This window comes from Paucibacter sp. PLA-PC-4 (genome assembly GCF_026241155.1).
Lineage (GTDB): Bacteria > Pseudomonadota > Gammaproteobacteria > Burkholderiales > Burkholderiaceae_C > Roseateles_E.
Window position 1 is genome coordinate 1 of record NZ_JAPFGP010000035.1, and the last position, 24,845, is coordinate 24,845.

The 24,845-nt window shown below is 63.8% G+C and carries 22 protein-coding genes; 18 read left to right on the forward strand and 4 right to left on the reverse strand.

Annotated elements, in window-relative coordinates; translation table 11 throughout:
• Positions 1 to 344 precede the first annotated feature (344 nt).
• Positions 345 to 653 carry a hypothetical protein gene (locus OOZ63_RS28165; protein WP_266009105.1) on the reverse strand — a complete coding sequence of 103 codons (309 nt, stop codon included), beginning with the start codon at positions 651 to 653 and terminating at the stop codon, positions 345 to 347.
• Between the two features lie 73 nt (positions 654 to 726).
• Between OOZ63_RS28165 and OOZ63_RS28170 the strand changes: the two genes are divergently transcribed.
• Complete coding sequence (locus OOZ63_RS28170) at positions 727 to 1,287, forward strand: GNAT family N-acetyltransferase (RefSeq protein ID WP_266009107.1); 561 nt, start codon at positions 727 to 729, stop codon at positions 1,285 to 1,287.
• Between the two features lie 66 nt (positions 1,288 to 1,353).
• On the opposite strand, the gene OOZ63_RS28175 is transcribed toward OOZ63_RS28170, so the two are convergent.
• Both OOZ63_RS28175 and OOZ63_RS28180 read right to left on the reverse strand, forming a co-directional pair.
• On the reverse strand, positions 1,354 to 2,427 hold the full coding sequence (locus OOZ63_RS28175; RefSeq protein WP_266009109.1) for an ATP-binding protein: 1,074 nt from the start codon (positions 2,425 to 2,427) through the stop codon (positions 1,354 to 1,356).
• Complete coding sequence (locus OOZ63_RS28180) at positions 2,424 to 3,128, reverse strand: response regulator (protein WP_266009111.1); 705 nt, start codon at positions 3,126 to 3,128, stop codon at positions 2,424 to 2,426. The genes OOZ63_RS28175 and OOZ63_RS28180 overlap by 4 nt, the downstream gene beginning before the upstream one ends.
• Positions 3,129 to 3,372: 244 nt before the next feature.
• Between OOZ63_RS28180 and OOZ63_RS28185 the strand changes: the two genes are divergently transcribed.
• The 4 genes from OOZ63_RS28185 to OOZ63_RS28200 all read left to right on the forward strand — a co-directional run bounded on the left by OOZ63_RS28185 (position 3,373) and on the right by OOZ63_RS28200 (position 10,240).
• Entirely contained in the window at positions 3,373 to 4,518 is a 1,146-nt protein-coding gene (locus OOZ63_RS28185) for an efflux RND transporter periplasmic adaptor subunit (protein WP_416234798.1), read from the forward strand.
• Positions 4,519 to 4,528: 10 nt separating this feature from the next.
• Positions 4,529 to 7,681 carry a multidrug efflux RND transporter permease subunit gene (locus OOZ63_RS28190; RefSeq protein ID WP_266009115.1) on the forward strand — a complete coding sequence of 1,051 codons (3,153 nt, stop codon included), beginning with the start codon at positions 4,529 to 4,531 and terminating at the stop codon, positions 7,679 to 7,681.
• Positions 7,678 to 9,102, forward strand: a complete 1,425-nt coding sequence (locus OOZ63_RS28195) for an efflux transporter outer membrane subunit (protein WP_266009117.1) — start codon at positions 7,678 to 7,680, stop codon at positions 9,100 to 9,102. Before OOZ63_RS28190 ends, OOZ63_RS28195 begins: the two co-directional genes overlap by 4 nt.
• Before the next feature lie 94 nt (positions 9,103 to 9,196).
• Complete coding sequence (locus tag OOZ63_RS28200; protein WP_266009119.1) at positions 9,197 to 10,240, forward strand: pyridoxal-phosphate dependent enzyme; 1,044 nt, start codon at positions 9,197 to 9,199, stop codon at positions 10,238 to 10,240.
• A 372-nt stretch (positions 10,241 to 10,612) separates the two neighbouring features.
• On the opposite strand, the gene OOZ63_RS28205 is transcribed toward OOZ63_RS28200, so the two are convergent.
• Entirely contained in the window at positions 10,613 to 10,954 is a 342-nt protein-coding gene (locus OOZ63_RS28205) for a helix-turn-helix transcriptional regulator (protein WP_323055801.1), read from the reverse strand.
• 224 nt (positions 10,955 to 11,178) lie between these two features.
• Between OOZ63_RS28205 and OOZ63_RS28210 the strand changes: the two genes are divergently transcribed.
• The 13 genes from OOZ63_RS28210 (at position 11,179) to OOZ63_RS28270 (ending at position 23,606) form a co-directional block, all read left to right on the forward strand.
• Entirely contained in the window at positions 11,179 to 11,664 is a 486-nt protein-coding gene (locus OOZ63_RS28210; protein WP_266009123.1) for an RNA polymerase sigma factor, read from the forward strand.
• A gap of 56 nt (positions 11,665 to 11,720) precedes the next feature.
• Positions 11,721 to 12,773: a FecR family protein gene (locus OOZ63_RS28215; RefSeq protein ID WP_266009125.1), complete on the forward strand. Its 1,053-nt coding sequence runs from the start codon at positions 11,721 to 11,723 to the stop codon at positions 12,771 to 12,773.
• Positions 12,774 to 13,409: 636 nt separating this feature from the next.
• Complete coding sequence (locus OOZ63_RS28220) at positions 13,410 to 13,664, forward strand: FitA-like ribbon-helix-helix domain-containing protein (protein WP_266009127.1); 255 nt, start codon at positions 13,410 to 13,412, stop codon at positions 13,662 to 13,664.
• Positions 13,661 to 14,083 (forward strand): type II toxin-antitoxin system VapC family toxin, encoded by a 423-nt coding sequence (locus OOZ63_RS28225; protein ID WP_266009129.1) that lies wholly within the window; start codon positions 13,661 to 13,663, stop codon positions 14,081 to 14,083. The genes OOZ63_RS28220 and OOZ63_RS28225 overlap by 4 nt, the downstream gene beginning before the upstream one ends.
• Positions 14,084 to 14,731: 648 nt before the next feature.
• Positions 14,732 to 15,988 carry a lipoprotein-releasing ABC transporter permease subunit gene (locus OOZ63_RS28230; protein WP_266009130.1) on the forward strand — a complete coding sequence of 419 codons (1,257 nt, stop codon included), beginning with the start codon at positions 14,732 to 14,734 and terminating at the stop codon, positions 15,986 to 15,988.
• The gene (locus tag OOZ63_RS28235) at positions 15,981 to 16,655 is read left to right on the forward strand and encodes an ABC transporter ATP-binding protein (RefSeq protein WP_266009132.1); all 675 of its coding nucleotides are present in this window, start codon (positions 15,981 to 15,983) and stop codon (positions 16,653 to 16,655) included. Before OOZ63_RS28230 ends, OOZ63_RS28235 begins: the two co-directional genes overlap by 8 nt.
• Positions 16,656 to 16,682: 27 nt before the next feature.
• On the forward strand, positions 16,683 to 17,543 hold the full coding sequence (purU, locus tag OOZ63_RS28240) for a formyltetrahydrofolate deformylase (protein ID WP_266009134.1): 861 nt from the start codon (positions 16,683 to 16,685) through the stop codon (positions 17,541 to 17,543).
• Positions 17,544 to 17,549: 6 nt separating this feature from the next.
• Complete coding sequence (locus tag OOZ63_RS28245) at positions 17,550 to 18,365, forward strand: TatD family hydrolase (protein ID WP_266009136.1); 816 nt, start codon at positions 17,550 to 17,552, stop codon at positions 18,363 to 18,365.
• Between the two features lie 8 nt (positions 18,366 to 18,373).
• Entirely contained in the window at positions 18,374 to 18,868 is a 495-nt protein-coding gene (locus OOZ63_RS28250) for a DNA-deoxyinosine glycosylase (RefSeq protein WP_266009146.1), read from the forward strand.
• Positions 18,865 to 19,668: a spermidine synthase gene (locus OOZ63_RS28255; RefSeq protein WP_266009138.1), complete on the forward strand. Its 804-nt coding sequence runs from the start codon at positions 18,865 to 18,867 to the stop codon at positions 19,666 to 19,668. Before OOZ63_RS28250 ends, OOZ63_RS28255 begins: the two co-directional genes overlap by 4 nt.
• Entirely contained in the window at positions 19,665 to 21,455 is a 1,791-nt protein-coding gene (locus OOZ63_RS28260; RefSeq protein ID WP_266009140.1) for a GspE/PulE family protein, read from the forward strand. Before OOZ63_RS28255 ends, OOZ63_RS28260 begins: the two co-directional genes overlap by 4 nt.
• A gap of 164 nt (positions 21,456 to 21,619) precedes the next feature.
• On the forward strand, positions 21,620 to 22,084 hold the full coding sequence (locus tag OOZ63_RS28265) for a tripartite tricarboxylate transporter TctB family protein (RefSeq protein WP_266009142.1): 465 nt from the start codon (positions 21,620 to 21,622) through the stop codon (positions 22,082 to 22,084).
• Between the two features lie 10 nt (positions 22,085 to 22,094).
• Positions 22,095 to 23,606 (forward strand): tripartite tricarboxylate transporter permease, encoded by a 1,512-nt coding sequence (locus OOZ63_RS28270; RefSeq protein WP_266009144.1) that lies wholly within the window; start codon positions 22,095 to 22,097, stop codon positions 23,604 to 23,606.
• The last annotated feature ends 1,239 nt before the right edge of the window (positions 23,607 to 24,845 follow it).

Sequence of the window (24,845 nt, forward strand, 5' to 3'; positions counted from 1 at the left end):
TTGGTTCGACCGCCTCGGATTACCTCGCCTCTCATGACCTCAAGCTCTCGAACCGCCCGGTGCGGACCCGCATGCCCGGTGGTGTGGGAGGGGTGGAGTCGATAATGACTCCCCCCTATCCCGATTGTGCCTTCGTTTCCTGAAGTCAGGCAACAGAATGGGCAGCAGATTTCCGCGCTTGAGTACCGGTGACACCCGTGCAGCGTTGCCCACTTCGCCGCGTTGTGCTCGAAGATCACCTTCACGGCCATCTTCGCGGAGCTTTCTATTGCCGCCGTGGCGCCGGTGAAAGACGCTGCATCAAATTTGGATTGATGCCAGACCATGACGCGTTGTCGTTGAACTTAGTCTTCAGGCTCTTGCAGCTTGCCGATCTCTCGTTTGATCTGGTTCTGAGCGGCGTTAGCCAGTTCCGAGCTAATCAAAACTTGATTGATGACTTGGCCGCCATGGGTGACGGTAAAGTTCATCCGGGGGGGGGCGATCGTGAAGGTGCACTTGCCCCGAACTCGAGCAATCATCCCTTGGCAGTCAAAGCCGCTTCTGCACTCACTGCGGGCGGTGGTGCCGCCGACCAAATGGCCTCTGATTTCACGACCGTGGCCGGCTGAGTCAATCCAGCGCTCACGCAGCGCCGAACTATGCATTTGCATAGCCCCGGCAGTCTCATTCGGACCGGCGCTACGTCGTCTCGAGAGGCTAGCGAGATACTCTGGCAAGAAACGAATGGACGAATCTTTGACACTAGACAATGGCGGACAAGACGTGTCGCTGGCGCAATTGCTGCCAGTTGACCGGCTGCAATTCCGAAAGGACCTGCAAGAGGCCTTCATGGCAGCGATACGTGATCGGTTGCCGCTCGAACCGGACGAAGGACCGATTCCTTCGGATGCTGATGTGTTCGAGTCACTGGATGCGTCCAAGGCCGTTGCGTTTCATATCCTTGCGGGAGGCCAAAAGGTGGGCGGCGCTGTGCTGGTGATCGACACGACGACCCATCGCAACTCTCTCTCGTTCTTCTTTGTGAACCCGGGTGTACACAGCCGCGGCATTGGCCAGCAGGCCTGGACGCTCATTGAACACACCTTTCCTGAGACCCTCACCTGGGAAACCCACACACCCTACTTCGAGAAGCGCAACATTCACTTCTACGTGAACAAGTGCGGGTTCAAGATAGTGGAGTTCTTCAACGAGCGGCACCCCGACCCCCATGACCCGGACATCGACAGCGAACGGTTCGAAGAGGGAATGTTTCGCTTCGAGAAGCAGATGATGCCTCCTATCTGATGTCCCGCTGGCAAGGTTTGAACCACGGACGGCCCCGAGGTGACGATCGGTCGACAGCGCCCCTGATCATCCGGGGCGGTTAGACACATCCGGCCACGTCAGTTCGATGGCGGTACCACCTAGCGGCGACGGAACGCAAACCGAATGCCCATTGTGGGCGCGCGTGATGGCGCTCACGACGGCCAATCCCAGGCCACTGCCGCCGCCATCCCGGGAGCGAGACGCATCGGCGCGCCAGAACGCTTCGAACATGCGCAGGGCCGCATCGCCGGGTACGCCCGGCCCCTCGTCTTCGACGCGTAGAACGCACCTGCCGTTCGCCACTGCCGCATGGATTCGAACAATGCCGGGCACCGCGTGCTTGCGCACGTTCTCCAGCAGGGCGAGTAGCACCTGTCGAAAGCGCACGGGGTCGCAATGTCCGCGCCCGGGATGCAAATCCAGTTCAGGCTTGTGCCCTGCAGCTCGCATGGCGGGTTCGAAGAGGTCCACCACCTTGCGGACCTCTTCGGCAAGGTCGGTAGGAACGATCTGAAGATGCAGCTGGCCATTCTCGGAAAGACCCAGGGTGCGCAGGTCTTCGATCAAGCGGCTCAATCCTTCCACCTGCGACAGCAACTTGCCGAATAACTCAGGCGAAGGCTCGAAAACACCATCGGCCAAACCCTGCAGACGCCCGCGCAACACCGTTACAGGCGTTCGGAGTTCATGCGCGATGGCAGCGTTCCACAGTGCCTTCTCCCGCGTGCTGCGCTCTAGTTGCCCGGCCATGGAGTTGACGTCATGAACCAGGCGCGTGGCTTCTCCCATGGCGTGATTGCTTTCCGACGCCCGAGCACTCAGGTCACCGGCTGCGACTCTCTGGATGCAATCGGCCACGGAGTTCAGCGGCAAAAGGATGCGCCGCGCCAGGCGCAGGGCGACCCAGGCCGCCGCAGTCGTAGTCACGAGCGCTGCCGAGAGCATCCAGATAACCTCCGGCGTGGTCAGCGTCCATTCGTCCTGGTTGAGCGACGCAGGCTGGAAATGCGCGAGCGCGTAATAGAACGCGAACGACCCACCCATCACGAGCAGCGTGACGCAGAACGCCACCATCGTCATGGACAGCACGATCTGACGACTCAGGCTGCTGGCCTTCATGCGAGGTCCCGAAAGCGGTAGCCGATGCCGCGCACGCTGGCCGGAACACCGACAACGCCCAGGTCTTCTAGCTTCTTGCGCAACTTGCTAACGTGGCTGTCGACCGTGCGCTCCAACGCATCTCCCTCAGGCAAGCAGGCCTCGAGCAGTTCCGCTCGGCTGAAGGCACGCATGGGGTATTGGGCCATCTCGACGAGCAGCCGAAACTCCGTCAAGGTCAGCGAGAGTCGTTGCGCCTGACCGGCGATTTCGACTGTGGCGGCATGGTTCTCCATGTCGATCTGGAATGGCGGCACACGCAGCACAGGCGCGGGGTTGCGGCTGGCGCGTCCGGAGCGGCGGAGCACCGCGTGTACACGCGCAACCACCTCCGCAGGATTGAAGGGCTTGACGATGTAGTCGTCGGCTCCGATGCGCAGGCCCGTCAGCTTGTCGATATCTTGGTCCAGCGCCGTCAGCATGATGACGGGCGTGTCGCCTCTTTGTCGCAACGCGGCCAGGACCTGCCAGCCGTCAAGCAGCGGCATCTGCACGTCCAGCAACACCAAGTCGGGCTTGAGGGAAAGGTGCAGATCCAGCGCACGCCGTCCATCGCCCGCCCTCACCGTACGCAGGCGTTCGCGTTCCAGGTAGGCCTGGAGGATGTCTGCAATCTCCGGCTCATCCTCCACGATGAGCACGAGTGCGCTGGGATCAGTCATGGGCGGATTCTGCCCTTGTGACGGCGCCTCCACCGAATCTCCACAGTTTCTGGAGAGGCCCTCCATCCAAGCTGAACATACTCCGGGCCACTGGGCGATAGCGCTCACCTCTCCCTTGCCTGAAAGCGATATGACGACACCGCACGACCAAGCTTCCGTGGCTCAGACGCCGGCCTGGCCTTCGTCCCCATGGCCGATGTTGCCGGCCCAGATACCGCAGCCCAACCGGCCCCACGGCGGTGTCATGACTCGCTGGCGCGTACTTCTGCTGTCCGCCGTGGCGGCGTTGGCGGGCTGCATGGACGCCCGCGTGGAGCCCTCGCCTATCCCTGCAGCCATTCCTGCAGCCATTCCTGTGACAGTCACCACGCTGCGAGCCGAAGCCCTCTCGGTGCTCGAAGAGTTTCCGGGCCGGGTGGCGGCGTTTCGGGTGGCCGAGATACGCCCCCAGGTCAGTGGCATCGTCCAGCGTCGCCTATTCACTGAAGGGACGGAAGTACGCCAGGGACAGCCGCTCTTCAAGCTGAACGCCGCCCCCTTCCAGGCGGACGCAGCCGTCGCGGCGGCAGCGCTGCAAAAGGCCGAAGCCGCCCTCGCTCGTGCCGAGGCCCAACTCCAGCGCCTGGGGCCGCTCGCCGAAGCCGAAGCGGTCAGTCGCCAGGCCTACGACGACGCCGTCACGGCCAAGGCCATCAGTGCTGCCGAGGTGGCCGAGGCACGGGCGACGCTCGAGCGTCGCCAGTTGGATGTGGCTTTCGCCCGGGTCGACGCGCCCATCGCGGGCCGTATCGAACAGGCGCTGCAGTCGGAGGGCGCGCTCGTCACCACCACGGATGCAACACCACTGGCACGTATCCAGCAGGTGGACCAGGTCTATATCGATGTGCGCCAGCCCGCCGCCGCGCTCGTCGGCCTGCGTCGCCAGTTGGAGTCGGCAGGTCGAACCCCGGCCGCTCAAAGCCAGCGAGCAGTGCTTCCACTCACCATCCTTCAGTACAACGGGGAACCTGTAGACGTCAAGGCGCGCGTTCTGTTCTCCGGTATGTCCGTCGACCCAGGCACCGGAGACGCCCTTGTGCGCCTGCTCGCGGACAACCCGCGCCGGGAGCTGCTTCCCGGCATGTTCGTTCGCGCGCGCATCCCCGCAGCACGCTACGACACCGCATTGATGGTGCCGCAACAAGCCGTGATGCGCGGGCCTGCGGGCGCCAAGGTGTGGGTGCTGGCCGGTGCGAACGGGCAAGTCCAGTCCAAGGCTGTCTCGGTCGGCGAGCTGGTCAACGGCCGCTACCGCATCAGCTCCGGCTTGCGTGCCGGTGACACGGTCGTGTTGAGCAACCTCGACCGGCTGGCCGAAGGGGCCCACGTGGCGCCGGCCTTGCCGCGCTGAGGGAGGAACCATGCCCCGCTTCTTCATTCATCGCCCCGTCTTCGCGTGGGTCATCGCGGTCTTCATTGTGCTGTTCGGCGCGGTCGCTTTGCCGCAACTGCCGATCGCACGCTATCCATCTGTCGCACCGGTGTCCGTCAGCATCAGCGCTAGCTACCCGGGAGCGACGCCACAAGCCCTGAGCGACGCTGTGGTGAGCCTGATTGAACGAGAGCTCTCAGGCGTGCGTGGCCTGCTGTACTTCGAGTCGAATGCCGACTCCTCCGGACAGGCCTCGATCACCGCCACCTTCAAGGCCGGCACCGACCCGGCCATGGCGCAGGTCGAGGTACAGAACAGGCTCAAGTCGGTCGAACCCCGGCTACCTCAGACAGTTCGCCAGAACGGCCTTGCGGTCGAATCTTCGTCCTCGAGCTTTCTCATGATCGTGGGCCTGCGCTCCGAGGATGGGCAGTTCTCGGAGACCCTGCTGAGTGACTACCTGGCCCGCAATACGGTCGAGGAACTGCGCCGCGTTCCGGGTGTTGGTCGCGTCCAGCTCTTTGGCGCCGAACAGGCCATGCGCATCTGGGTCGATCCCGCGAAGCTGTCGGGATATGGCGTCACCCTGGGCGACGTCAGTACCGCCATCTCGCGACAGAACGTCCTGATCGCTCCTGGCCGCTTGGGCGACGCCCCGATCTCAGCAGGGCAGCGTGTGACCGTCCCATTGACGGTCCAGGGTCAACTCGGAAGCGCTGAGGAATTCGCCAACATCGTGCTGCGCGCCAATCGCGATGGCTCGAAGCTGCATCTGAAGGATGTGGCCCGCATCGAGCTCGGGGCGCAGTCCTACGGCTTCAGCACCATCGAGAACGGCAGGCAGGCATCGGCACTGGCCATCCAGTTGGCGCCTGATGGCAATGCCGTCAAGACGGCACAAGCCGTTCGCGACCGCTTGGACCAGCTCAAGCCCGCCCTGCCGAAGGGGCTCAGCTTCTCGATCCCGTTCGACGCCGCACCTTTCGTCAAGATTTCCATCGAGAAAGTGCTTGCGACCCTGCTCGAGGCCATGGTGTTGGTCTTCCTGGTGATGTACTTGTTCCTGCAGAACTGGCGCTACACGCTGATCCCTGCCATCGTGGCACCCATCGCCTTACTTGGCACTCTGGCCGTCATGCTTGTCGCTGGCTTCTCGGTCAATGTGCTGACGATGTTCGGCATGGTCCTGGCTATCGGCATCATCGTTGACGACGCCATCGTCGTCGTCGAAAACGTCGAGCGGCTCATGACTGAGGAGGGCCTCGCGCCTCGCGAGGCCACGCTTAAGGCCATGAAGGAGATTACCGGCGCCGTCATCGGCATCACGCTGGTGTTGGTGGCGGTGTTCATACCCATGGCGTTCATGGGCGGCTCGGTGGGTGTGATCTACCGCCAGTTCACGCTGTCGATGTGCGTGTCGATCCTGTTCTCGGCCTTCCTGGCACTGAGCCTCACGCCCGCGCTGTGCGCGACGCTGCTCAAGCCGGTGCCCGCGGGCCACCAGCACAAGCGAGGCTTCTTTGGCTGGTTCAACCGGCGGTTTGGAGCCATGACAACGCGCTATGAGACGGGCGTCGCCAAGCTTGTCGCGCGCAGCGGGCGCGTGATGCTCGTCTTCGCCGGGATCGCGACTGCACTGGTGGTCGGGCTGCGGGTGTTGCCCTCCGCGTTTCTCCCAGAGGAGGACCAGGGCTTCTTCATGACGGTGTTCCAGTTGCCGGCGGATGCCACGGCGGAGCGCACCATGGCCTCGGTGCGCGCCTATGAGCGTCATCTCGCAAGCCGCCCCGCGATTGACTCCAACATGTCGATCCTTGGCTTCGGCTTCTCCGGCTCGGGAGCGAATTCCGCCACGGCGTACACCCTTCTAAAGGACTGGGATCAGCGAGGTGGCGCGACGACGCAGGAAGAGGCACATCTCGCCCAGCGGGCACTGTCCGATTCAGAGGGCACGGTGATGAGCCTCATGCCGCCGGCTATAGAGGAGCTCGGCAATTCCAATGGCTTTTCGATGCGCCTGGTCGACCAAGCCAACCGCGGCAGCGCTGCGCTCCAGGCGGCGCAGACGCAGCTATTGAAGCTGGCCGTACAAAGCAAGATCGTCACCGGCGTCTACCCCGACGGCCTGCCACCTGGGGCCAGCGTGCGCCTGGACATTGACCGTCAGAAGACCCAGGCGCTGGGCGTCGCGTTCAGCGATGTGAGTGACACCCTGTCCAGTGCCATGGGGTCACTCTATGTGGCCGACTTCCCGAACGAGGGCCGCATGCAGCAGGTCATCCTGCAGGCGGAGGCGTCGTCCCGCATGCAGCTCGATGACGTGCTCAAGCTCACCGTGCGTAACGAGGCGGGTGACATGGTCCGGCTTTCGGAGCTGGTCCATCCTGCCTGGAGCGAAGCGCCGCTGCAGCTGGTTCGATACCAAGGCTACCTGGCTGCCCGCATCTCGGGCAGTGCCTTGTCTCCCGCGTCCAGCGGTGAGGCGATGAAGGAGATGGAGCGGCTCGTGGCTCAGCTACCGCCGGGATTCAGCCTCGCCTGGACCGGGTCGTCCCTGCAGGAGCGAGAGTCGGCCTCCCAGGCGCCACTGTTGCTGGCCTTGTCCATGCTGGTGGTGTTCCTGGTCCTGGCGGCTCTCTATGAAAGCTGGTCCATCCCGCTGTCAGTGATGCTGGTCGTGCCGCTGGGCCTGGTGGGTGCGGTCGCTGCGGTGCTGCTGCGCGACCTCCCGAATGACGTGTACTTCAAGGTCGGCATGATCACGGTGATCGGACTTTCGGCCAAGAACGCCATTCTCATCGTCGAGTTTGCGAAACAGTTGCGCGAGGAGGGAATGGCCCTGCGAGAGGCCGCCTTGGCGGCTGCCCGCCTGCGCCTACGCCCGATCCTCATGACGTCGCTAGCGTTCGTCCTGGGTGTTGTCCCTCTAATGCTGGCCAGCGGCGCCAGCGCCGAGACGCAGCGTGCTATCGGCACGGGGGTCTTTGGCGGCATGGTCAGTGCCACCGTCCTGGCCGTCTTCTTTGTGCCGGTGTTCTTCGTGGTGGTCATGGGGCTGCAGAAACGGGTCCAGCAATGGCGCCAACGGGGGCTTCCATCTCCAACGACGCGGCCGATTGCATCCACCAAGGAGGAGTCATGAGAAGACGTGTCGACAGCGCTAGCCTATGTCTGTTGGTGGCCTTGTCGGGCTGCGCGATGCCGCCACCCATGCAGCCGGCCACACTGTCGATCTCAGCGGCATACCCAGGCGCGTCGCCGTCTGAGTCGCATGCGACAGCGGCGGACATCGGCTGGCGCACAATGTTCGGGGACACCCGGCTGCAGCGACTGATCGAGATGGCCTTGGAGAACAATCGCGACCTCAAGCTGGCGGCGCTGAACGTCGATCAAGTTCGGGCGCAGTACGACCTGCAGGGCGCCGCGCTGTTCCCGCGCGTTGAGGCGAATCTCAATGCGTCTCGAAGCCGAGCCAATGCACCTGCTTCGACTGCGGTGCAGAAACAGATTGGCGCGAGCATCACAGCCTCCTATGAGCTGGACCTCTTCGGACGTCTGCACGCTGCCACTGACGCGGCCCTGGCTCGCTACCTCGCCTCTGACGAGGGGCGCCATGCAGTCAAGATCGCCTTGGTCGCTGCGGTGGCTGATGCGTACTACGCGGGGTGCTTGGCTGAAGCGCAAGCGGCCCTGGCCGGGCGAACGGCGGATGACGCACGCACCTCGCTCACGCTGCTTCGGCGATTGCGGTCTGCCCGCCAGACTGGGGGCATCGAGATCGCCCAGGCCGAGGCGCAGCTGGCATCGTCGGAGGCGGACTTGGAAGCCAGGCGCCGCGAGGTCTTGCTGCGCCGCCACGCACTGAAGCAGTTGCTGGGTAGCACTGCTTCGCCAGATTTTCTCCCGGACCGCTCGGCTGAGGGGTCAGAAGGCTTGGCGCTTGCGGCGGCTTCCCTGGTGACTCGGCTGCCTGCGGGGCTTCCCTCTGATCTGCTATTGCGCCGGCCGGATTTGCGAGAGAAGGAGCTCGCACTCGCCGCGGCTCAGGCGGACGTGACTGCAGCCCGAGCAGCGCTGTTTCCGCGTATCAGCCTCACGGCATCCACAGGCCTTGCAAGCGCAGGTCTCCAGTCACTCTTCAAGACGGGATCGGGGGTGTGGGCATTTGCCCCCCAGATCACCCAACCGCTATTCAATGGCGGGCAGCTCAGGGCCGAACTTCGCTTGGCCGAGTTGCGCCAGAGCACAGCGCTGCTTGAGTACGAAAAGGCCGTGGAGATCGCATTCAGGGAAGTCGCCGATGGGCTTGCCGGGAGCAAGAGTTTTGGGGACCAGATCGACGCCCAAAAGCGTGCCGAGCAAGCCGCAGAGCGGCGCGCGGCTCTGTCCGAGAAGCGATACCTCGCCGGCGTCGAGAGTCGGCTGGACCACTTGGAAGCGCAGCGCCATTTGCATGCATCCCGCCAAGCCCTGTTGGACATGAGGCGCGCCGAGATCGGCAATGCCATTGCGCTCTACAAGTCTCTGGGAGGTGGGCTGCTAGAGACGGACCTGGCCAACTAGCTACTAACTCCAACGCCCATCCGAGGAGCACACCGAAGCTCAATCGTGAGGGCAAGCCGAACGAAATGCCCTGCTGGCACCGAAGCACTACACGATGACAAGCTCAAAACCACAGGTGGTCACGCCGACCATCCCCTGCCGCTATCTGAGCTCGCCGACGCAGCGAGTCTGGCTCAAGCACGAGTACATGCAGCCAACAGGCTCATTCAAGATTCGCGGAGTACAACGCGCATGCGCTGCGGAGGCGGCAAATGGCGCAAGGCGACTCTTGATCGCGTCCGGCGGAAACGCAGGCATTGCCGTCGCCTACTGTGCGCGGGCGCTCGGCGTGTCTTGCCTCGTGGTGGTGCCGGAGTCCGCGAGCATGCTGGTCAAGGTCATGCTGCGCAACCTGGGTGCTGAAGTCGTTGTGCGCGGGCGGACACTGGAGGATGCCGATGCGGTCATGGGCGGACTCCGGTCAACAGCCGATGGTGTCATCCATCCCGACCACAACCCGTTCATCTTGGATGGCTACGCGTCTTTGATACGTGAGGCGAAGATGCAGATGCAGATGCATGACCCGGACGCGGTTGTTGTTGCGGTTGGCGGCGGTGGCTTGATGTCGGGGGTCCTGCAAGGGATGCACTTCGTAGGCTGGAGTCAGGTCCCACTCATTGCCTGCGAGACGCTGGGGGCGCATACGCTTGCGCTCGCAATGGCGGCTGGGCATTCAGTTGGGATGCCCAGGCTGACCAGCGTGGTGTCTGCCCTGAGTGCGCGCTCGGTCTCGGAGGCCGCATTCGCATGGACGTTGCGCCACAATGTCGTGAGCGAGGTCGTCACAGAACTCGAAGCCGTACGTGCGGCCAGGGGCTTCGCCGACCACTACAACAAAGTCATTGATCCGTCCTGCGGCGCAGTTGTTGCGGCGTTGGGTCGTCGGCGTCCGGACGAACTCGCAAAGGCGCAAGAAGTGCTGGTTGTCATTTGCGGTGGTACGGTGACCAGTTACCGGGACCTCATCAGCATGGAGGAAGCCCTGTGCAGCCGCAATCCTGGCGTACTGGAGCCTGCATCTTCACCGCCAGAGGCGTACCCGAAGGACATTGGTGAAATGTTGCGTCGGCTGTCGCCGATCGTCCCGCCGGACCGATGACCCTTGCCCGTTCAGGTCTTCCGAGGCGTCCTTCGCAAGGCAGTGTCCGCAGGCCCAAAATCGCCGGCGCATGTTTGAAAGTCTGCTTTCAGGACTGTCGCGCAACTTGGCAGCGATCCTTCGGGCAGCCAGATGCTGACGCCAGCGGCGAGCGGCCGCTTGCTAGCGGTAAAGCGGGCGTAGAGCCCGTTGGCGCTCGACGGTCGGCCCTGGCGGGAGCAGTCGCTCGACGGCTAAACCGCCAATGACGCACATTGAGGAGTGTTTTTTGCGCACCGGACGCGGCGAGGCATTAGCTCTTCTGTCGATCACTGAGCGCCTCGTCCGCCACGCAAAAGACATTGTTCGTGAGCGGGCATTGGTCTGCAACCTTCACTGCGTTGTGTCACCGGCGGCCTCTAGCGCCAACCTGTAGACCTTGTCGAACTCTTCGACTAAAACCGCCAGGCTGCAACCGAGAGCGGTGGCGATCTTGACGACGCCAACGAAGTTGGGAACTGTGCGGCCATTCTCGATCGCTGACATATTCGATCTCCCAATCGCGGCGGATAGTGCCAGCGACTCTTGAGATATCCCCGCGGCAATCCGCAGGGACACCACCGCTTGGCCGAACGCCGCAGCAATGATGGGGTCTGCCGATTTCGAGCCTACTGGCCGTCCTTTTGGAATGCTCTTTCGTGCCGGGGGTCTCATGGCGCATGAGCCTCGCGGCATGTAATCAACAAAACCACACTTAATTAAATAATTGACCTAGAATTGCTCGTGCGAGTCGAAAGCCGGCAGATGCTTCCCGCAAGCAGCTGAAGCTGAGTCCTCGGCGAGCAGTTCGATGACAAGCCGCTCGCGACATGTCAAACGGCGCACCCCTTGTTGCGCCTTGTCGGTTCTGATGCGGCCGGCTTTGCACCGCCCGGCCTTTGACCCTGGGAGAGTTCACCATGAAGAAGCATCTACCACCGGTCTTCTCCCGTATCCGAGACGCCCTGCGGCGACGCGGCAGCTCGACTCAGGACGCGGAAGACATCGTCCAGGAAGCCTGGGTGCGGCTGGCTCGCTACCAGCGTGAGCAAGTCGTCGACAAGCCCGAGGCCTTCCTGATGCAGACGGCGCTGAACCTGGCCATCGATGAGCACCGGGGCCGGGTCACCCACGGCGAGCAGGTCGTGCTCGAAGAGGTGATCCTGGTCGACGACTCGCCGCCCGTCGAGGCCGTGGTGCTGGGTCGTGAACGTCTGGCGCGGCTGCACATTTGTTTGGGGCGGCTGACCGAGAAGAGCCGGGACATCTTCCTGGCTCACCGCCTGGACGGGCTGACCTACCGGGAGATCGCTGATCAGCACGGCCTGAGCATCAGCACGGTGGAGAAGCACATCGCCAAGGCTACGATGCAGCTCATCACCGGGATGCAGGACTGGCGAACGTGATTGGCGCACAGGGGCGGGACGGGCAGGGGGAAGAAAGACAAGGGGCCGAGCCCGTCGTGACGCGAGAGATCGCGGCCGAGGCGGCGGTCTGGATCGCCCGGCTGCACGGGCCGGATCGATCAAGCCACATGGAACGCGAGTGCCGAGCCTGGCAGGCGCGCTCGGCGGCACACCGGCTGGCTTTCGAGCGTGGGACGGATCTGTGGATGGAGGCGGCAGGTGTCGACCGGGCGGCTGTGGCCCGGGCTGCGGCGGCCAGCAGGCCTGAGGGCCAAGGTGGGGAAGGGCATCGCGCCAGCCCCTCGAATGTCGGAACCAGGGGATGGGGCTGGCCGCGCCCCTGGCCGCTCGCTCTGTCGCTCACCGCGACGGTCCTCGTGGCTGGTGTGCTGGTGGGCCAGCCCTGGCGCGACATCGACAGCTACGACACCGGCGTCGGCGAGCAGCGCTTGGTGATCCTGGGGGATGGCACCCGGATGTCGCTGAACACCTCGACCCGGGTGAAGGTGGAACTCGACCAGAGCCAGCGCCGCGTGCGCGTGGAGGGAGGTGAGGCGTTCTTCGAGGTCGCCAAGGAGGCGAGCCGGCCCTTTGTCGTGCAGGCGGCCGGGACGGAAGTCACCGCCACCGGGACGGCCTTTGTGGTGCGGCTGACACCAGGTGCGGGTGCGAGTCAGGCGCTCGATGTCACGCTGGTGGAAGGCCAGGTGGTGGTGCGCGAGGCCGAGCGCCGTACCCAAACGCCCAAGATCGTGCCGCCCATCGTGATGGCTCCCGGCGAGCGGCTGCGCGTGCGAGGTGATCAAGGCACGGGTGGCAGCACCACGGCGGCACCCGCACAGCCCCAGCGAGACCGGCCGCGCATGGACCAGGTGCTGGCCTGGAAGCGCGGCGAGGCGGTCTTCGACAACACGTCGCTGCCGCAAGCGCTGGACGAGATGAACCGCTACAGCGCGACGCCCATCATGGCGGACCCGAGCCTGGCGCCGTTGCGGATCAGCGGCCTGTTCAAGACCGGCGATAGCGCTGGCTTTGCGCAGGCGGTGGCCAAATTGCACGACTTGCGGGTTCGAGAGCTTCCGGATCGGGTGGAACTGCTGCCGAGGTAGTCCAGGCGGCCCGTACCCGTGCCAGGGGAGCGCGGGCTTCATCCTTCCCGCTGGCACCCGCCACGCCCGAAACCGGGCCGCCTGTGGACGGATCGCCCTAGCTCAACCGTGGCGCGCCATGCGATGCGCTCGTGGAGCCGCCAGGGCGCAAGACCTGAGGGTGGCCTGGTACGCGGCCTGCGTGCCAAGCCCGCTGTACCGCCGCAAGTGTTGCGCTGGATCCGCTAGACCCCCGAGCAACCAGCCCGCCGCAAGCCCGACGCCGACCGAACAGCCATTTGGGTGGCAGGTGGGCGGGCAGTGATCGGCGACGAGCAACGGGCAAGCGCCGCTTGCGCGCCGGTTTCTAGCCGCTCTCGGTGCGGTTGTGAACGCCTAGTGAACGGCTGTTGAACGCTTCGTGGTCGGCTCTGCGTCGCTTTTGCGTCACCTTCGCGGCGGAAAACATCCCTGAACCCGAATCAACGCATCACAAAAACACCTAATGAAGGATATGCGGGCGCCGGCATTTGGATGCCAGCAGGCAGCGTCCAGTTCCCGACTCGCACCGAGAACATAGGCCTAGCCTTCGGTTTGGTTTTTGTTTGAATGCACAACGGTCAAATGCATGCATTGAGTGCATTCGAGGAGATCGCCGTGGCTATGCTGACAGTTCGCAACCTTTCCGAGGAGGTGCACCGTGCGCTGCGCGTCCGTGCTGCCCAGCACGGCCAAAGCATGGAGGCCGAGGTGCGCGAGATCTTGGAGTCCGCAGTCAGCCCCAAAGGGCGTGTGAAGCTGGGCTCGCTCCTGGCGGACATGGGTCGCCAAGCCAAGCTGAGCGATGCAGAATTCTCGGTGTTCGAGCAGGTGCGTGACAAGACGCCCGCGCGTCCGGTGAGCTTCGAATGATCCTGCTCGACACCAATGTGATGTCGGAGCCGCTCCGACATGCTCCCGAGCTGCGCGTGATCGAGTGGATCGACGCCCAGGCGATGGAAACCTTGTTTCTTTCCGCCATCACGGTGGCGCAATTGCGGGCAGGTGTGGCCCTGCTGCCGGCCGGCAAGCGGCGTGCAGGCCTGCAAGAGAACTTGGAAAAGCGCGTGCTGCCTCTGTTTGCGGGTCGGGTGCTGCCCTTTGACCTAGCCTCCACCCAAGCCTATGCGGCGTTGATGGCGAAGGCCCGCAGCGCTTGCTTGGCCGTAGCCACGGCCGATGGCTACATCGCAGCGATCGCAGCCGCCAACGGGTTCGCTGTCGCGACACGAGACACCAGCCCGTTCGAAGCGGCGGGCGTCGCCGTCATCAACCCATGGGCTCGGGTGTAAGCATGCTCACGCCCATGCAGAGTTCGCCTACGCGCATTTTTATGGTTCTTCGTCATTTCGCGTGGAGCCCAACTCAGGCAATAGCGCCCATCGTTGAGGCCACGAGAGCACAGAGTTGAGGGTTTGAGCATGGGAGTTGAAGCGCTGTTCACGAGCGCGCTGGGATCGCAGGCATCTTGAGTGGTCGAGGACGAGAACCTGGAGGTGGTCAAGCGTCGCGCGAACTTCTAGATTGGCCGCCATGCCGGCATGCCCGGCCTGCGGCTGCGAAGCCCAGTAGGTTCATGACCGCCCGCGCCGGTCGTGGCGGCATCAGGACTTCTTCCAGTTCGAGGCCTTGCTGTATTGCAATGTGCCGCGCATCGCGTGCGGTGCGAGCGGCAACCCACTCAGATGCCTGTGTCCTGGGCGCGTCCGGGCTCGGGCTTCACAGCCGCCTTCGAGATGCTGGCGTGGACGTTGTGCCGACAAATGCTGGTGCGTCAGGCGGCGGCGTTGCTGCGCTGAGCGGGCACCCGACGCGGCGCGGTGCGGTACCGAATTGAAGGCCCCGACGCACGCCTCGGCGATGAGAAGATGGCGACGCCACCGTCGGCACGTTGAAGACGTCGAAGTCGGCGTGGCTGCCGTCGGTTAGCATGCCCGCCCATGAACTGGCCTTATGAGTTGCAGATTGGCTGGCGCTACACCCGCGCCGGCCGTGGCGGGCGGCGCAATCGCTTTATTTCGTTTATCTCCGGCGTCTCGATGCTGGGCATTGCGTTGGGGGTGGCGGCGCTGATCATCGTCTTGTCGGTGATGAACGGCTTCCAGAAGGAGGTGCGCGACCGCATGCTGTCGGTGATTGCGCATGTGGAGCTGGTGTCCAACACCGGCGAGGCACTGGCCGACTGGCAAGCCACCGCCGCCAAGGCTCGCGAGAACCCGGCCGTGGTGGGCGCCGCCCCCTTTGTCGCGGCCCAGGTGCTGATTGCGCGCGGCGAGGATATGCGCGGCGCCATCGTCCGCGGTATCGATCCCGAGTTGGAAGCGACGGTCACACCGCTGGCTGCGCAGCTCAAGGAAGGCCCGCTGTCTCGGCTCAAGGCCGGCGACTGGGGCATCGTGCTGGGCGCAGAGCTGGCGCGATCACTCGGTGTGCGCGAGGGCGACAAAATCACGCTGGTCGCACCCAGCGGCCAGGTCACGCCGGCCGGCGTCGTGCCGCGGCTCAAAACCTTCACCTTGGTGGGCACCTTCAATGCTGGCCATTACGAGTACGACAGCGGCCTGGCCCTGATCCATGTGGACGACGCGGCCCGGCTGTTTCGCGTGGGCGGCCCGACCGGCGTGCAGCTCAAGCTCGCCGATGTGCATCAGGCGCGCCAGGTCGGCGATCAGCTCGCGCAAAGCCTGGGGCCTGCGCTGCGCGTGCGCGACTGGACTCGCGCCAATGCCAATTGGTTTGATGCTGTCCAGGTCGAGAAGCGCTTGATGAGCATCATCCTGACCCTGATCGTCGCGGTCGCGGCCTTCAATCTGGTCTCGACCCTGGTGATGACGGTGACCGACAAGCAGGCCGACATCGCTATTCTGCGCACGCTGGGCGCCAGCCCGCGCTCCATCATGGGCATCTTTATGGTGCAGGGCGCGGCCTCGGGTGTGATCGGCACGATCTCGGGCGTCGGTCTGGGTCTGCTGGTTGCCTTCAATATCGATGTGATCGTGCCGGCCATCGAGCGGCTGCTCAATGTCAGCTTTCTGCCCGGCAGCATCTACCTGATCAGCCGCATGCCCAGTGAGCCGCAGAGCGCCGACATCGTCCCGATCGCAATCACCTCGCTGATCCTGGCCTTCTTGGCCACCCTGTATCCGAGCTGGCGCGCCAGCCGCGTGCAACCTGCCGAGGCGCTGCGCTATGAGTGATGTTGTTCTGCACGGCCAGGGCCTGGAGCGGCGTTTCCGCGAGGGCGGGCTGGATGTGAAAGTGCTGTCGGGTGTCGACATCATGGTCAAACGCGGCCAGACGCTGGCCGTTGTCGGCGCCTCGGGCTCGGGTAAATCGACCTTGTTGCATCTGCTGGGTGGGCTGGACAAGCCGAGCAGTGGAACAGTCACGCTGATGGGGCAAGACCTGGCGCGGTTGGGCGAACCTGCCAAGGGCCAGTGGCGCAACCGGCATCTGGGTTTTGTCTACCAGTTCCATCATCTGCTGCCCGAGTTCAGTGCGCTGGATAACGTGGCCATGCCTCTGCGGATAAGGCGCGTGCCGGTGGAGGCTGCGCGCTCGACGGCGGCCGAGATGCTGGCCAAGGTGGGTCTGGGCGCACGGGTCAAGCACCGGCCCGGCGAGCTCTCGGGCGGCGAACGTCAGCGTGTCGCGATCGCGCGTGCCCTGGTGACCAAACCGGCCTGCGTGCTGGCCGACGAGCCGACAGGCAATCTCGACCGCGGCACTGCCCAGGCGGTGTTCGAGCTGATGCTTCAGACGGCTCGCGAGCAGGGTACTGCTTTTGTGCTGGTGACCCATGATCAGGGCTTGGCCGCACAGTGTGAAGCCAGGCTGAGTCTGGTGGGCGGCGAGCTGCAGTAGGATCTCGGGCCCCGTAAAGACTGCTATATGACCACGACCTCGCGCTTTATCCTCAAGCTCAGCTGCCCCGACCAGTCCGGCATCGTTCATGCCGTGACCGGCTATCTGCTGGAGCAGGGCGGTAACATCCTGACCTCGGCCCAGCATGGCGACGCCGATCACCGCCGCTTCTTCATGCGCATCGAGTTCGAGGCGCCCGGCGAGGTGGGGGCGATGCGTGCGGCCTTCGAGCCGCTGGCGCAGCGTCTGCAGATGGATTGGGAGCTGGTGGCGCGCGCGGCCAAGACCCGGGTGCTGTTGCTGGTCTCCAAGCTGGGGCATTGCTTGAACGACCTGCTGTTCCGCGTCCAGACCGGCCACCTGCCCATCGAGATTCCGGCCATCGTCTCGAACCATCGCGACTTCTACCAGCTGGCTGCCTCGCACAATATTCCCTTCCATCACTTCCCGCTGCTGAACGCCAGCGAGGAGCAAAAGGCGTCCCAGGAACGCAAGATCCGCGAAGTCATCGAGGACAACCAGATCGATCTGGTCGTGCTCGCGCGCTACATGCAGATCCTCAGTCCCGAGCTGTGCCAGTACCTCAGCGGCCGGGCGATCAATATCCACCACAGCTTCCTGCCCAGCTTCAAGGGCGCCAAGCCCTATCACCAGGCCTATGAGCGCGGTGTCAAGCTGATCGGAGCCACCGCCCACTATGTGACCTCTGACCTCGACGAGGGGCCGATCATCGAGCAGGAGGTGGCCCGCATCGACCACAGCCTGCCACCCGAGCAGCTGGTGGCGATGGGTCGCGATGTCGAGTGCGTGACCCTGGCGCGCGCGATCCAGTGGCACGCCGAGCACCGGGTGCTGATGAACGGAAACCGGACCGTCGTCTTCCGCTAGCCGGCGATGTGGATCGACAGCCACTGCCATCTGGACGCGCCGGAGTTCGACGCGGACCGCGAGGCGGTGGTGGCGCGGGCCCGAGCGGCCGGCGTCGATCAGATCGTCATCCCGGCAGTTGGTGCTTTCGATTTCGAGGCGGCGCGCGAACTGGCCCATGCCCATGGCTATGCCTATGCGCTGGGCATCCATCCGCTGTATGTGATGCGCGCACAGGAGCAAGATCTGGCGCTGCTGGCGAGCTTGCTGGAGCAGCATCGCGATGATCCGCGGCTGGTGGCGATCGGAGAGATTGGCCTGGACTTCTTTGTTCCGGGTCTCGACGCGGCGCGGCAGGACTTCTTCTATACCGAGCAGCTGAAACTTGCCAGGCGCTTTGCGCTGCCGGTGATCCTGCATGTGCGCAAGAGTGCCGATCAGCTGTTGCGCGGACTGCGCCGCATTGCGGTGCCGGGCGGCATCGCTCATGCGTTCAACGGCAGTGCTCAACAGGCCCTAGCCTTTGTCGGGCTGGGTTTCAAGTTGGGTTTCGGGGGCACGCTGACGTTTGATCGTTCGCTGCAGATCCGTCGCCTGGCGGCTCAGCTGCCAGAGTCGGCCCTGGTGCTTGAGACGGACGCGCCCGACATCCCGCCGCACTGGCTTTACAGGACGGCCGAGGAACGCGCGGCCGGGCTCGCTAGCGTGCGAAACGAGCCGGCCGAATTGCCCCGCATTGCCCAGAGCCTGGCGGCGCTGCGCGGCTGGACGCTCGAGCAGACCGCCGCCATCACCCGTGCCAATGCGCGCGCGGCACTGCCGCGGATGCTGCTGCTGCCGTGAGCGAGCCGATGCTGCAAGGTCTGGCACCGGTCTGGTCGCCGCAGGCCCGGCTGCTGGTACTGGGCAGTTTCCCCGGTGTCGCGTCGCTGCAGGCTCAGCAGTACTACGGCCATCCGCGCAACCACTTCTGGCCCATCCTGTCGACGCTGTGGGGGCTGGATTTGCGCGCTCTCGCTTACGGCAAGCGCCTGGAGGTGGCGACGGCGCGTGGATTGGCAATCTGGGACGTCTATGCGAGCTGCGAACGCGAGGGCAGCCTGGACAGCGCGATTCGCGCCGCTCAGCCCAATGATTTGGCCGGCCTGGTCAGGCGCATGCCGGCCCTGCAGGCGGTGGCGCACAACGGTGGCGAGTCGGCGCGCAGCATCAAGATCACCGGCGCCTTGGGCCTACCCGCCTATCGATTGCCGTCGACCAGCCCGGCCAATGCCGCCTGGTCCTTTGATCGCAAACTGCTGGCCTGGCGCGAGGTGTTCGCGCGCCATGGTCTACTTGATGGATGAGCAAGAGCAAGGCAAAGAAAACAGATTGGATCCCGGCCACGCTGAGCGAGTACGACGGCGTGCGCTTTCTGCACCTGGACTCGATCTGGGTGCAGGGGGCGATGCGTATTCGCAAGCCCCAGCAACTGGAGCTGGAGTATGTGCAGCGCATGATGGCCTGGATGCTGTGGCGCGACAGCGAGACCTTGCGCGAGGGCAGGGCGGTGCAACTGGGACTGGGGGCGGCGGCGATCACGCGCTTTTGCCACAAGGTCTTGCGCATGCCCCACACGACAGCGGTGGAAATCAACCCGACCGTGATCGCGGCGTGCCGCGCCTGGTTCCATCTTCCCGAGGACGAGGCCAGGCTCACGGTGCTCAACCAGGACGCAGCGACCTGGGTCGCTGACGCCGGGCATTGGCAGACAGCGGCGGTTTTGAATGTTGACCTCTACGACCATGACGCTGCGTCGCCGGTGCTCGACGACGAGCTCTTTTATGCCAATTGCCGCCAGGTGTTGGCTGACGGGGGGCTGATGACTGTCAATCTGTTCGGCCGCGATGCCAGCTTCGCGCGCAGCGCCGCCCGCATTGCCAGCGTGTTCGGCAGCGACCAGGTCTGGAGCCTGGCGCCCACCAAGGAGGGCAATACCGTGGTGGTAGCGGCGCGCGGCGTGCAGGTGCCGGACCGCGACGAGCTGGAGCGCCGTGCCGCTAACATCGAGTCGCGGTATGAGCTGCCTGCGCGTAAATGGCTGCGCTTGGTGCGGCCGCTGCCGCTGTCCATCATCAACCAGTTGCGTGCCGAGCCCCAGACATGAGCGTCAAGCCCAGGACTTTCCCGCCCAAGGACAAGACCGAGGGGCGTCTCGAATGGCGCACCTTGCTGCGCTGGATGCTGGAGGATGGGCTGATCGACGCCGAGCAGGTGCAGCGCACCGAGGCTCGTTTTGCGGCCGGCGACAGCTCGCTGCATCCGCTGGTGCGTCTCGGTCATGCCGGCCTGACCCGCAGCGCCGACGGCAAGACGCTGGACCTGGATCAGCTGACCGAGTGGCTGGCCGCGCGGGTCAAGCTGCCGTATTTGCGTATCGACCCGCTGAAGGTGGATGTGGGCCGGGTCTCCGACATCATGTCGGTGGGCTATGCCGAGGCCAAGCGCTGCCTGCCAGTGTTGGTCGGGCTGACCGAAGTCACCATCGCCACCTCGGAGCCTTTTGATACCGGCTGGATGGCGCAGATCGAATCGCACACCCGCAAGTCCATCAAGCTGGTGGTCGCCAACCCGCTGGATATTGCGCGCTTCACGACCGAGTTCTTCACCCTGGCCCGCTCTGTGCGTAATGCGGCCAAGGCCGGCGAGGTGACCCAGATTGCCAGCTTTGAGCAGTTGGTGGAGCTGGGCAAGAACAACAAGCAGCTCGACGCCAACGACCAGGGCGTGGTCCAGGTGGTCGACTGGCTGTGGCAGTACGCTTTTGACCAGCGTGCCAGCGATATCCATCTGGAGCCACGCCGCGATATGGGCGTGATTCGCTTTCGCATCGACGGCGTGCTGCACACGGTCTATCAGCTGCCGCCCTCGGTGATGAGCGCGATGACCGCGCGCATCAAGTTGCTGGGGCGCATGGATGTGGTGGAGCGCCGCCGGCCGCTGGACGGCCGTATCAAGACCCGCAACCCGGCCGGCGACGAGGTCGAGATGCGCCTGTCGACCCTGCCGACCGCCTTTGGCGAGAAGATGGTCATGCGCATCTTCGACCCCGACAACGCGGTCAAGGAACTCAATCAGCTGGGCTTCTCCGGCCACGATGCCGAGCGCTGGAACAAGCTGGTGGCCCAGCCGCACGGCATCATCTTGGTGACCGGCCCGACCGGCAGCGGCAAGACCACAACGCTGTACTCGACGCTCAAGCGCCTGGCGACCGACGAGGTCAATGTCTGCTCGATCGAGGACCCGATCGAGATGATCGAGCCGGCCTTCAATCAGACCCAGGTGCAGGCGGCGCTGGACTTTGGCTTTGCCGAGGGCCTGCGCGCGCTGATGCGGCAGGATCCCGACATCATCATGGTCGGTGAGATCCGCGACCTGGAGACTGCCGAAATGGCCATCCAGGCGGCGCTGACTGGTCACCTGGTGTTCTCGACCCTACATACCAACGATGCGGCCTCGGCGATCACTCGCCTGACCGACTTGGGCGTGCCGCCCTATCTGATCAGCGCCACCGTGATCGGCGTGCTGGCTCAGCGCCTGGTGCGCACCCTGTGCAGCCACTGCAAGGTGCCCGATCCGGCTGTGACGCGCGACACATTGAACGACATGCTGAAGCCGTGGCGCATGAACGGTGGCGTCAAGCCCTACAAGCCGGTGGGCTGCCTGGATTGCCGCAATACCGGCTATCGCGGCCGTGCCGGCCTGTATGAGTTGCTGACCGTCAGCGAGGCGGTCAAGAACACATTGCACCCCAGCCCGGATATTTCGGCGCTGCGCCGTCAAGCCATGCAAGAGGGCCTGCGCCCGTTGCGGTTGGGCGGCGCGATGAAGGTGGCGGAGGGTTTGACGACGCTCGAAGAGGTGTTGCGCAGCACGCCGCAGTGGGAGGCGTAAGCCCTGCGCTAATAGCTTCGGTCTCAGGTCTACCGGTACATACCCGCGAGAGGCTTGTCGCGAGTGCGACGCCGGACCGGTGTTTACGTGGAAACCACACAGCAGAGCCTAGATAGGCCTGCCTAGAATGCAGCCGGTCTAACAAGCTTGAGAGTAGGTCTGCAATGAAGATCAAGAGTCAAAAAGACTTCTGGTCCGGACTGATGTTCCTCGTCGTCGGCATAGGCTTTGCCTGGGGCGCGACCGAATACAGTTTTGGATCTTCCGCACGTCCCGGCCCTGGTTACTTTCCGTTTGGCCTCGGCATTTTGCTGGCCATCCTGGGCGGCGCTGTGCTGTTCAAGGCCTTGACCATCGAGTCCGAGGGGGGCGATCCGATTGGCGGCGTGGCCTGGAAACCGCTGCTGATCATCGTCGCGGCCGTGGTGCTGTTTGGCGTGATGCTGCCACGCTTGGGTCTGGCCATCACGCTGCCGGTGCTCATCGTGTTCTCGGCCATGGCCGGCGATGAGTTCCGCTGGCGCGGCGCCGTGCTCAGCGCTGTGGTGCTGACCGCGGGTAGCTGGTTCATCTTTGTGTGGGGTCTGAACCTGGTTCTGCCGGTATGGCCCACTATTTTCGGCGGCTGAGGAGTAGCGCATGGACTTGCTGAACAATCTTGCGCTTGGCTTCAGTACCGCACTGACGCTGACGAATCTGGCCTACGCTTTCGGCGGGGCCCTGTTGGGGACCTTGATTGGCGTGTTGCCCGGCCTCGGCCCGGTGGCCACCATCGCGATGCTTTTGCCCTCGATCTACGCGCTGGACGCCACTCCCGCGCTGATCATGTTGGCCGGCATCTACTACGGTGCCCAGTACGGCGGCTCGACAACCGCCATCCTGATCAACGTGCCCGGTGAATCCAGCTCGGTGGTGACTGCGATCGACGGCTACCAGATGGCGCGCAAGGGCCGAGCCGGTGCGGCTTTGGCTGCCGCAGGCCTGGGTTCCTTCTTCGCCGGCTGCGTCGGCACCATCGTGATCGCGGCTTTCGCGCCGCCGCTGACCGAGCTGGCCTTCAAGTTCGGCCCGGCCGAGTATTTCTCGCTGATGGTGCTGGGCCTGATCGGCGCCGTCGTCTTGGCCTCGGGCTCGCTGCTGAAAGCCATCTCGATGATCGTGCTGGGCCTGCTGCTTGGTCAGATCAACACCGACGTGATTTCGGGCGCGCCGCGTTATTCCTTCGACATCCCCGAGTTGACCGATGGCATTAACTTCGTCGTGATCGCAATGGGCGTGTTCGGCTTTGGCGAGATCATTGCCAATCTGGGCAAGCCGGCCGAGCACCGCGAGGTCTTCACCAAGCATGTCAAGGGCTTGTGGCCGACCAAACAGGATTTCCACGAAGCCTGGCCGTCCGTCCTGCGCGGCACGACGCTGGGTTCGATCCTGGGTGTGTTGCCCGGCGGCGGCGCCTTGCTGTCATCGTTTGCGGCTTACACGCTGGAAAAGAAGATCGTCAAGAACCCCAGCGTGCCCTTCGGGCAGGGCGCGATCCAGGGTGTGGCCGGTCCCGAAGCTGCCAATAACGCCGGTGCGCAGACTTCCTTCATCCCGATGCTGACCCTGGGCATTCCGCCTAATGCGGTGATGGCGCTGATGGTGGGGGCGATGACGATCAAGGGCATCCAGCCCGGCCCGCAGGTGATGACCAGCAACCCCGAACTGTTCTGGGGCCTGATCGCATCGATGTGGATTGGCAATCTGATGCTGGTGATCCTGAACCTGCCGCTGATCGGCATTTGGATCAAGTTGTTGACCGTGCCCTATCGCTTCCTGTTCCCGGCTATCGTGACTTTCTGCTGCATTGGCAGTTACACGCTGAACAACAACAGCTTCGATGTCTACATGACGGCCATCTTCGCGGTAGTCGGTTATCTGTTCTACAAGCTCAGCTGCGAGCCTGCGCCGCTGCTGCTGGGTTTCATCCTCGGCCCGATGATGGAAGAGAACCTGCGCCGCGCACTGCTGCTGTCGCGCGGCGACTGGACCACCTTCATGACCCGTCCGCTGTCGGCCGGTCTGCTGATCGCGGCTGCCTTGATGGTTGTGGTGGTGATGCTGCCCTCGATCAAGAACAAGCGTGAAGAAGCGTTCAAGGAAGAAGACTGAACGACGCGAATGCCTCGATGAGGCATTCGTGATCCAGAGCCCGCAGCCCGCAAGGCCTGCGGGCTTTGTTCTTATGCGCCCAGAATGGGTGCGATCTCCGGGGTGCAAGTCCCGGATAAGCTGGCCACAGCGAAGCAAGTGAAGCGCAACAGCGCGAGGGTGACCGAGCGTGGAGGGGAAGCGTGGCGCGCAAACAGTGAGCTGAAGTGCCAGAAGCGCATGCGACGCGGCGCCGGTCAGGGCGAGCAGACATGAGGCTGCAAAGCGCTCGTTGCCAAGGGCCAGGCAACCCGCATGCCGGTTGGTGTGTGGGGCGGGCGATCAGCGTTGATCGACCCCAATCCCGATTGAAGCGCCTGACGAACCTGCTTGGGGGTGACAGTCCTGTACTTGCGTCGCGAGGGAATGGATGTCGATGCAGCAGAAGTTACCAAACGGCGGGGCGAGCGCGAAGCAGTCGGGAGACTGGGACGTACCCGTGACGGAGCGGGCGAACGAAATCGAGCGGGCACCGGTTCATGGGACGCATGGCCGATCGCGGCACTATGCAAAAGGCTTACGGCCGGGTCATGAGGAACCGCGGCGCATCGGCGTAGACGGGATGCGCTGCAAGGACATGAACGGCTGGGCTGCAAAGCCAATGACTGAGTGTGAGGTCGGCGCCGCTGGAGGGTATCTGTCTGCCACATGCAGGGCGCTGGCTGGATGCCAGCGACAGCAAGTGATTGAGGACCTATCAATTTCCAAGGGACATGCAACAGATGCGCGCTGACGATCTTGCCCCGCAGGTGCCTGCACATGACTGGCTGCAGAGCAACGGTGCGCTCACGGCCATGCGGCCGCTCATAGGCCGCAACAGAAAATTGTGACGCCCTACTTGCAAGCCAGAAAAAACCTGTGCTACAGTCGAGGGCTTCGCTGCTAGCAAGTTTGTTTGAGACGAAAGTCTGAAGCAAGGCGGGTGAGCGGTGAAGGAAGCAAGATTGCTGAAAACAAAATGTTTGAAAGCGCTTGGCGAGTTTGAAGAAAACTAGTCAATAATCTCGCTTCTGTGCTGATCACTGATTAGCGCCAGACGATGAGTTGATTACCCAGGTGGTGATTGATGAGTAGTTTGAAGTTCTTTAATAATTCACAGCCGATAAGCGTGGGCGTTTGAAGGTGAGTTTTGATGCTCGGTGACGAGTATCAAGTCTCTTAGACTTTAAACGCTCACGGAAAATAGATTTGAACTATGCA

Excerpts from the sequence above, each read along its gene's own strand:
- OOZ63_RS28165 (WP_266009105.1), bottom strand. The coding sequence starts at position 653 with ATGCAAATGCATAGTTCGGCGCTGCGTGAGCGCTGGATTGACTCAGCC.
- OOZ63_RS28170 (WP_266009107.1), top strand. The coding sequence starts at position 727 with ATGGACGAATCTTTGACACTAGACAATGGCGGACAAGACGTGTCGCTG.
- OOZ63_RS28175 (WP_266009109.1), bottom strand. The coding sequence starts at position 2,427 with ATGAAGGCCAGCAGCCTGAGTCGTCAGATCGTGCTGTCCATGACGATG.
- OOZ63_RS28180 (WP_266009111.1), bottom strand. The coding sequence starts at position 3,128 with ATGACTGATCCCAGCGCACTCGTGCTCATCGTGGAGGATGAGCCGGAG.
- OOZ63_RS28185 (WP_416234798.1), top strand. The coding sequence starts at position 3,373 with ATGACTCGCTGGCGCGTACTTCTGCTGTCCGCCGTGGCGGCGTTGGCG.
- OOZ63_RS28190 (WP_266009115.1), top strand. The coding sequence starts at position 4,529 with ATGCCCCGCTTCTTCATTCATCGCCCCGTCTTCGCGTGGGTCATCGCG.
- OOZ63_RS28195 (WP_266009117.1), top strand. The coding sequence starts at position 7,678 with ATGAGAAGACGTGTCGACAGCGCTAGCCTATGTCTGTTGGTGGCCTTG.
- OOZ63_RS28200 (WP_266009119.1), top strand. The coding sequence starts at position 9,197 with ATGACAAGCTCAAAACCACAGGTGGTCACGCCGACCATCCCCTGCCGC.
- OOZ63_RS28205 (WP_323055801.1), bottom strand. The coding sequence starts at position 10,954 with ATGCCGCGAGGCTCATGCGCCATGAGACCCCCGGCACGAAAGAGCATT.
- OOZ63_RS28210 (WP_266009123.1), top strand. The coding sequence starts at position 11,179 with ATGAAGAAGCATCTACCACCGGTCTTCTCCCGTATCCGAGACGCCCTG.
- OOZ63_RS28225 (WP_266009129.1), top strand. The coding sequence starts at position 13,661 with ATGATCCTGCTCGACACCAATGTGATGTCGGAGCCGCTCCGACATGCT.
- OOZ63_RS28230 (WP_266009130.1), top strand. The coding sequence starts at position 14,732 with ATGAACTGGCCTTATGAGTTGCAGATTGGCTGGCGCTACACCCGCGCC.
- OOZ63_RS28235 (WP_266009132.1), top strand. The coding sequence starts at position 15,981 with ATGAGTGATGTTGTTCTGCACGGCCAGGGCCTGGAGCGGCGTTTCCGC.
- purU (WP_266009134.1), top strand. The coding sequence starts at position 16,683 with ATGACCACGACCTCGCGCTTTATCCTCAAGCTCAGCTGCCCCGACCAG.
- OOZ63_RS28245 (WP_266009136.1), top strand. The coding sequence starts at position 17,550 with ATGTGGATCGACAGCCACTGCCATCTGGACGCGCCGGAGTTCGACGCG.
- OOZ63_RS28250 (WP_266009146.1), top strand. The coding sequence starts at position 18,374 with ATGCTGCAAGGTCTGGCACCGGTCTGGTCGCCGCAGGCCCGGCTGCTG.
- OOZ63_RS28255 (WP_266009138.1), top strand. The coding sequence starts at position 18,865 with ATGAGCAAGAGCAAGGCAAAGAAAACAGATTGGATCCCGGCCACGCTG.
- OOZ63_RS28260 (WP_266009140.1), top strand. The coding sequence starts at position 19,665 with ATGAGCGTCAAGCCCAGGACTTTCCCGCCCAAGGACAAGACCGAGGGG.
- OOZ63_RS28265 (WP_266009142.1), top strand. The coding sequence starts at position 21,620 with ATGAAGATCAAGAGTCAAAAAGACTTCTGGTCCGGACTGATGTTCCTC.
- OOZ63_RS28270 (WP_266009144.1), top strand. The coding sequence starts at position 22,095 with ATGGACTTGCTGAACAATCTTGCGCTTGGCTTCAGTACCGCACTGACG.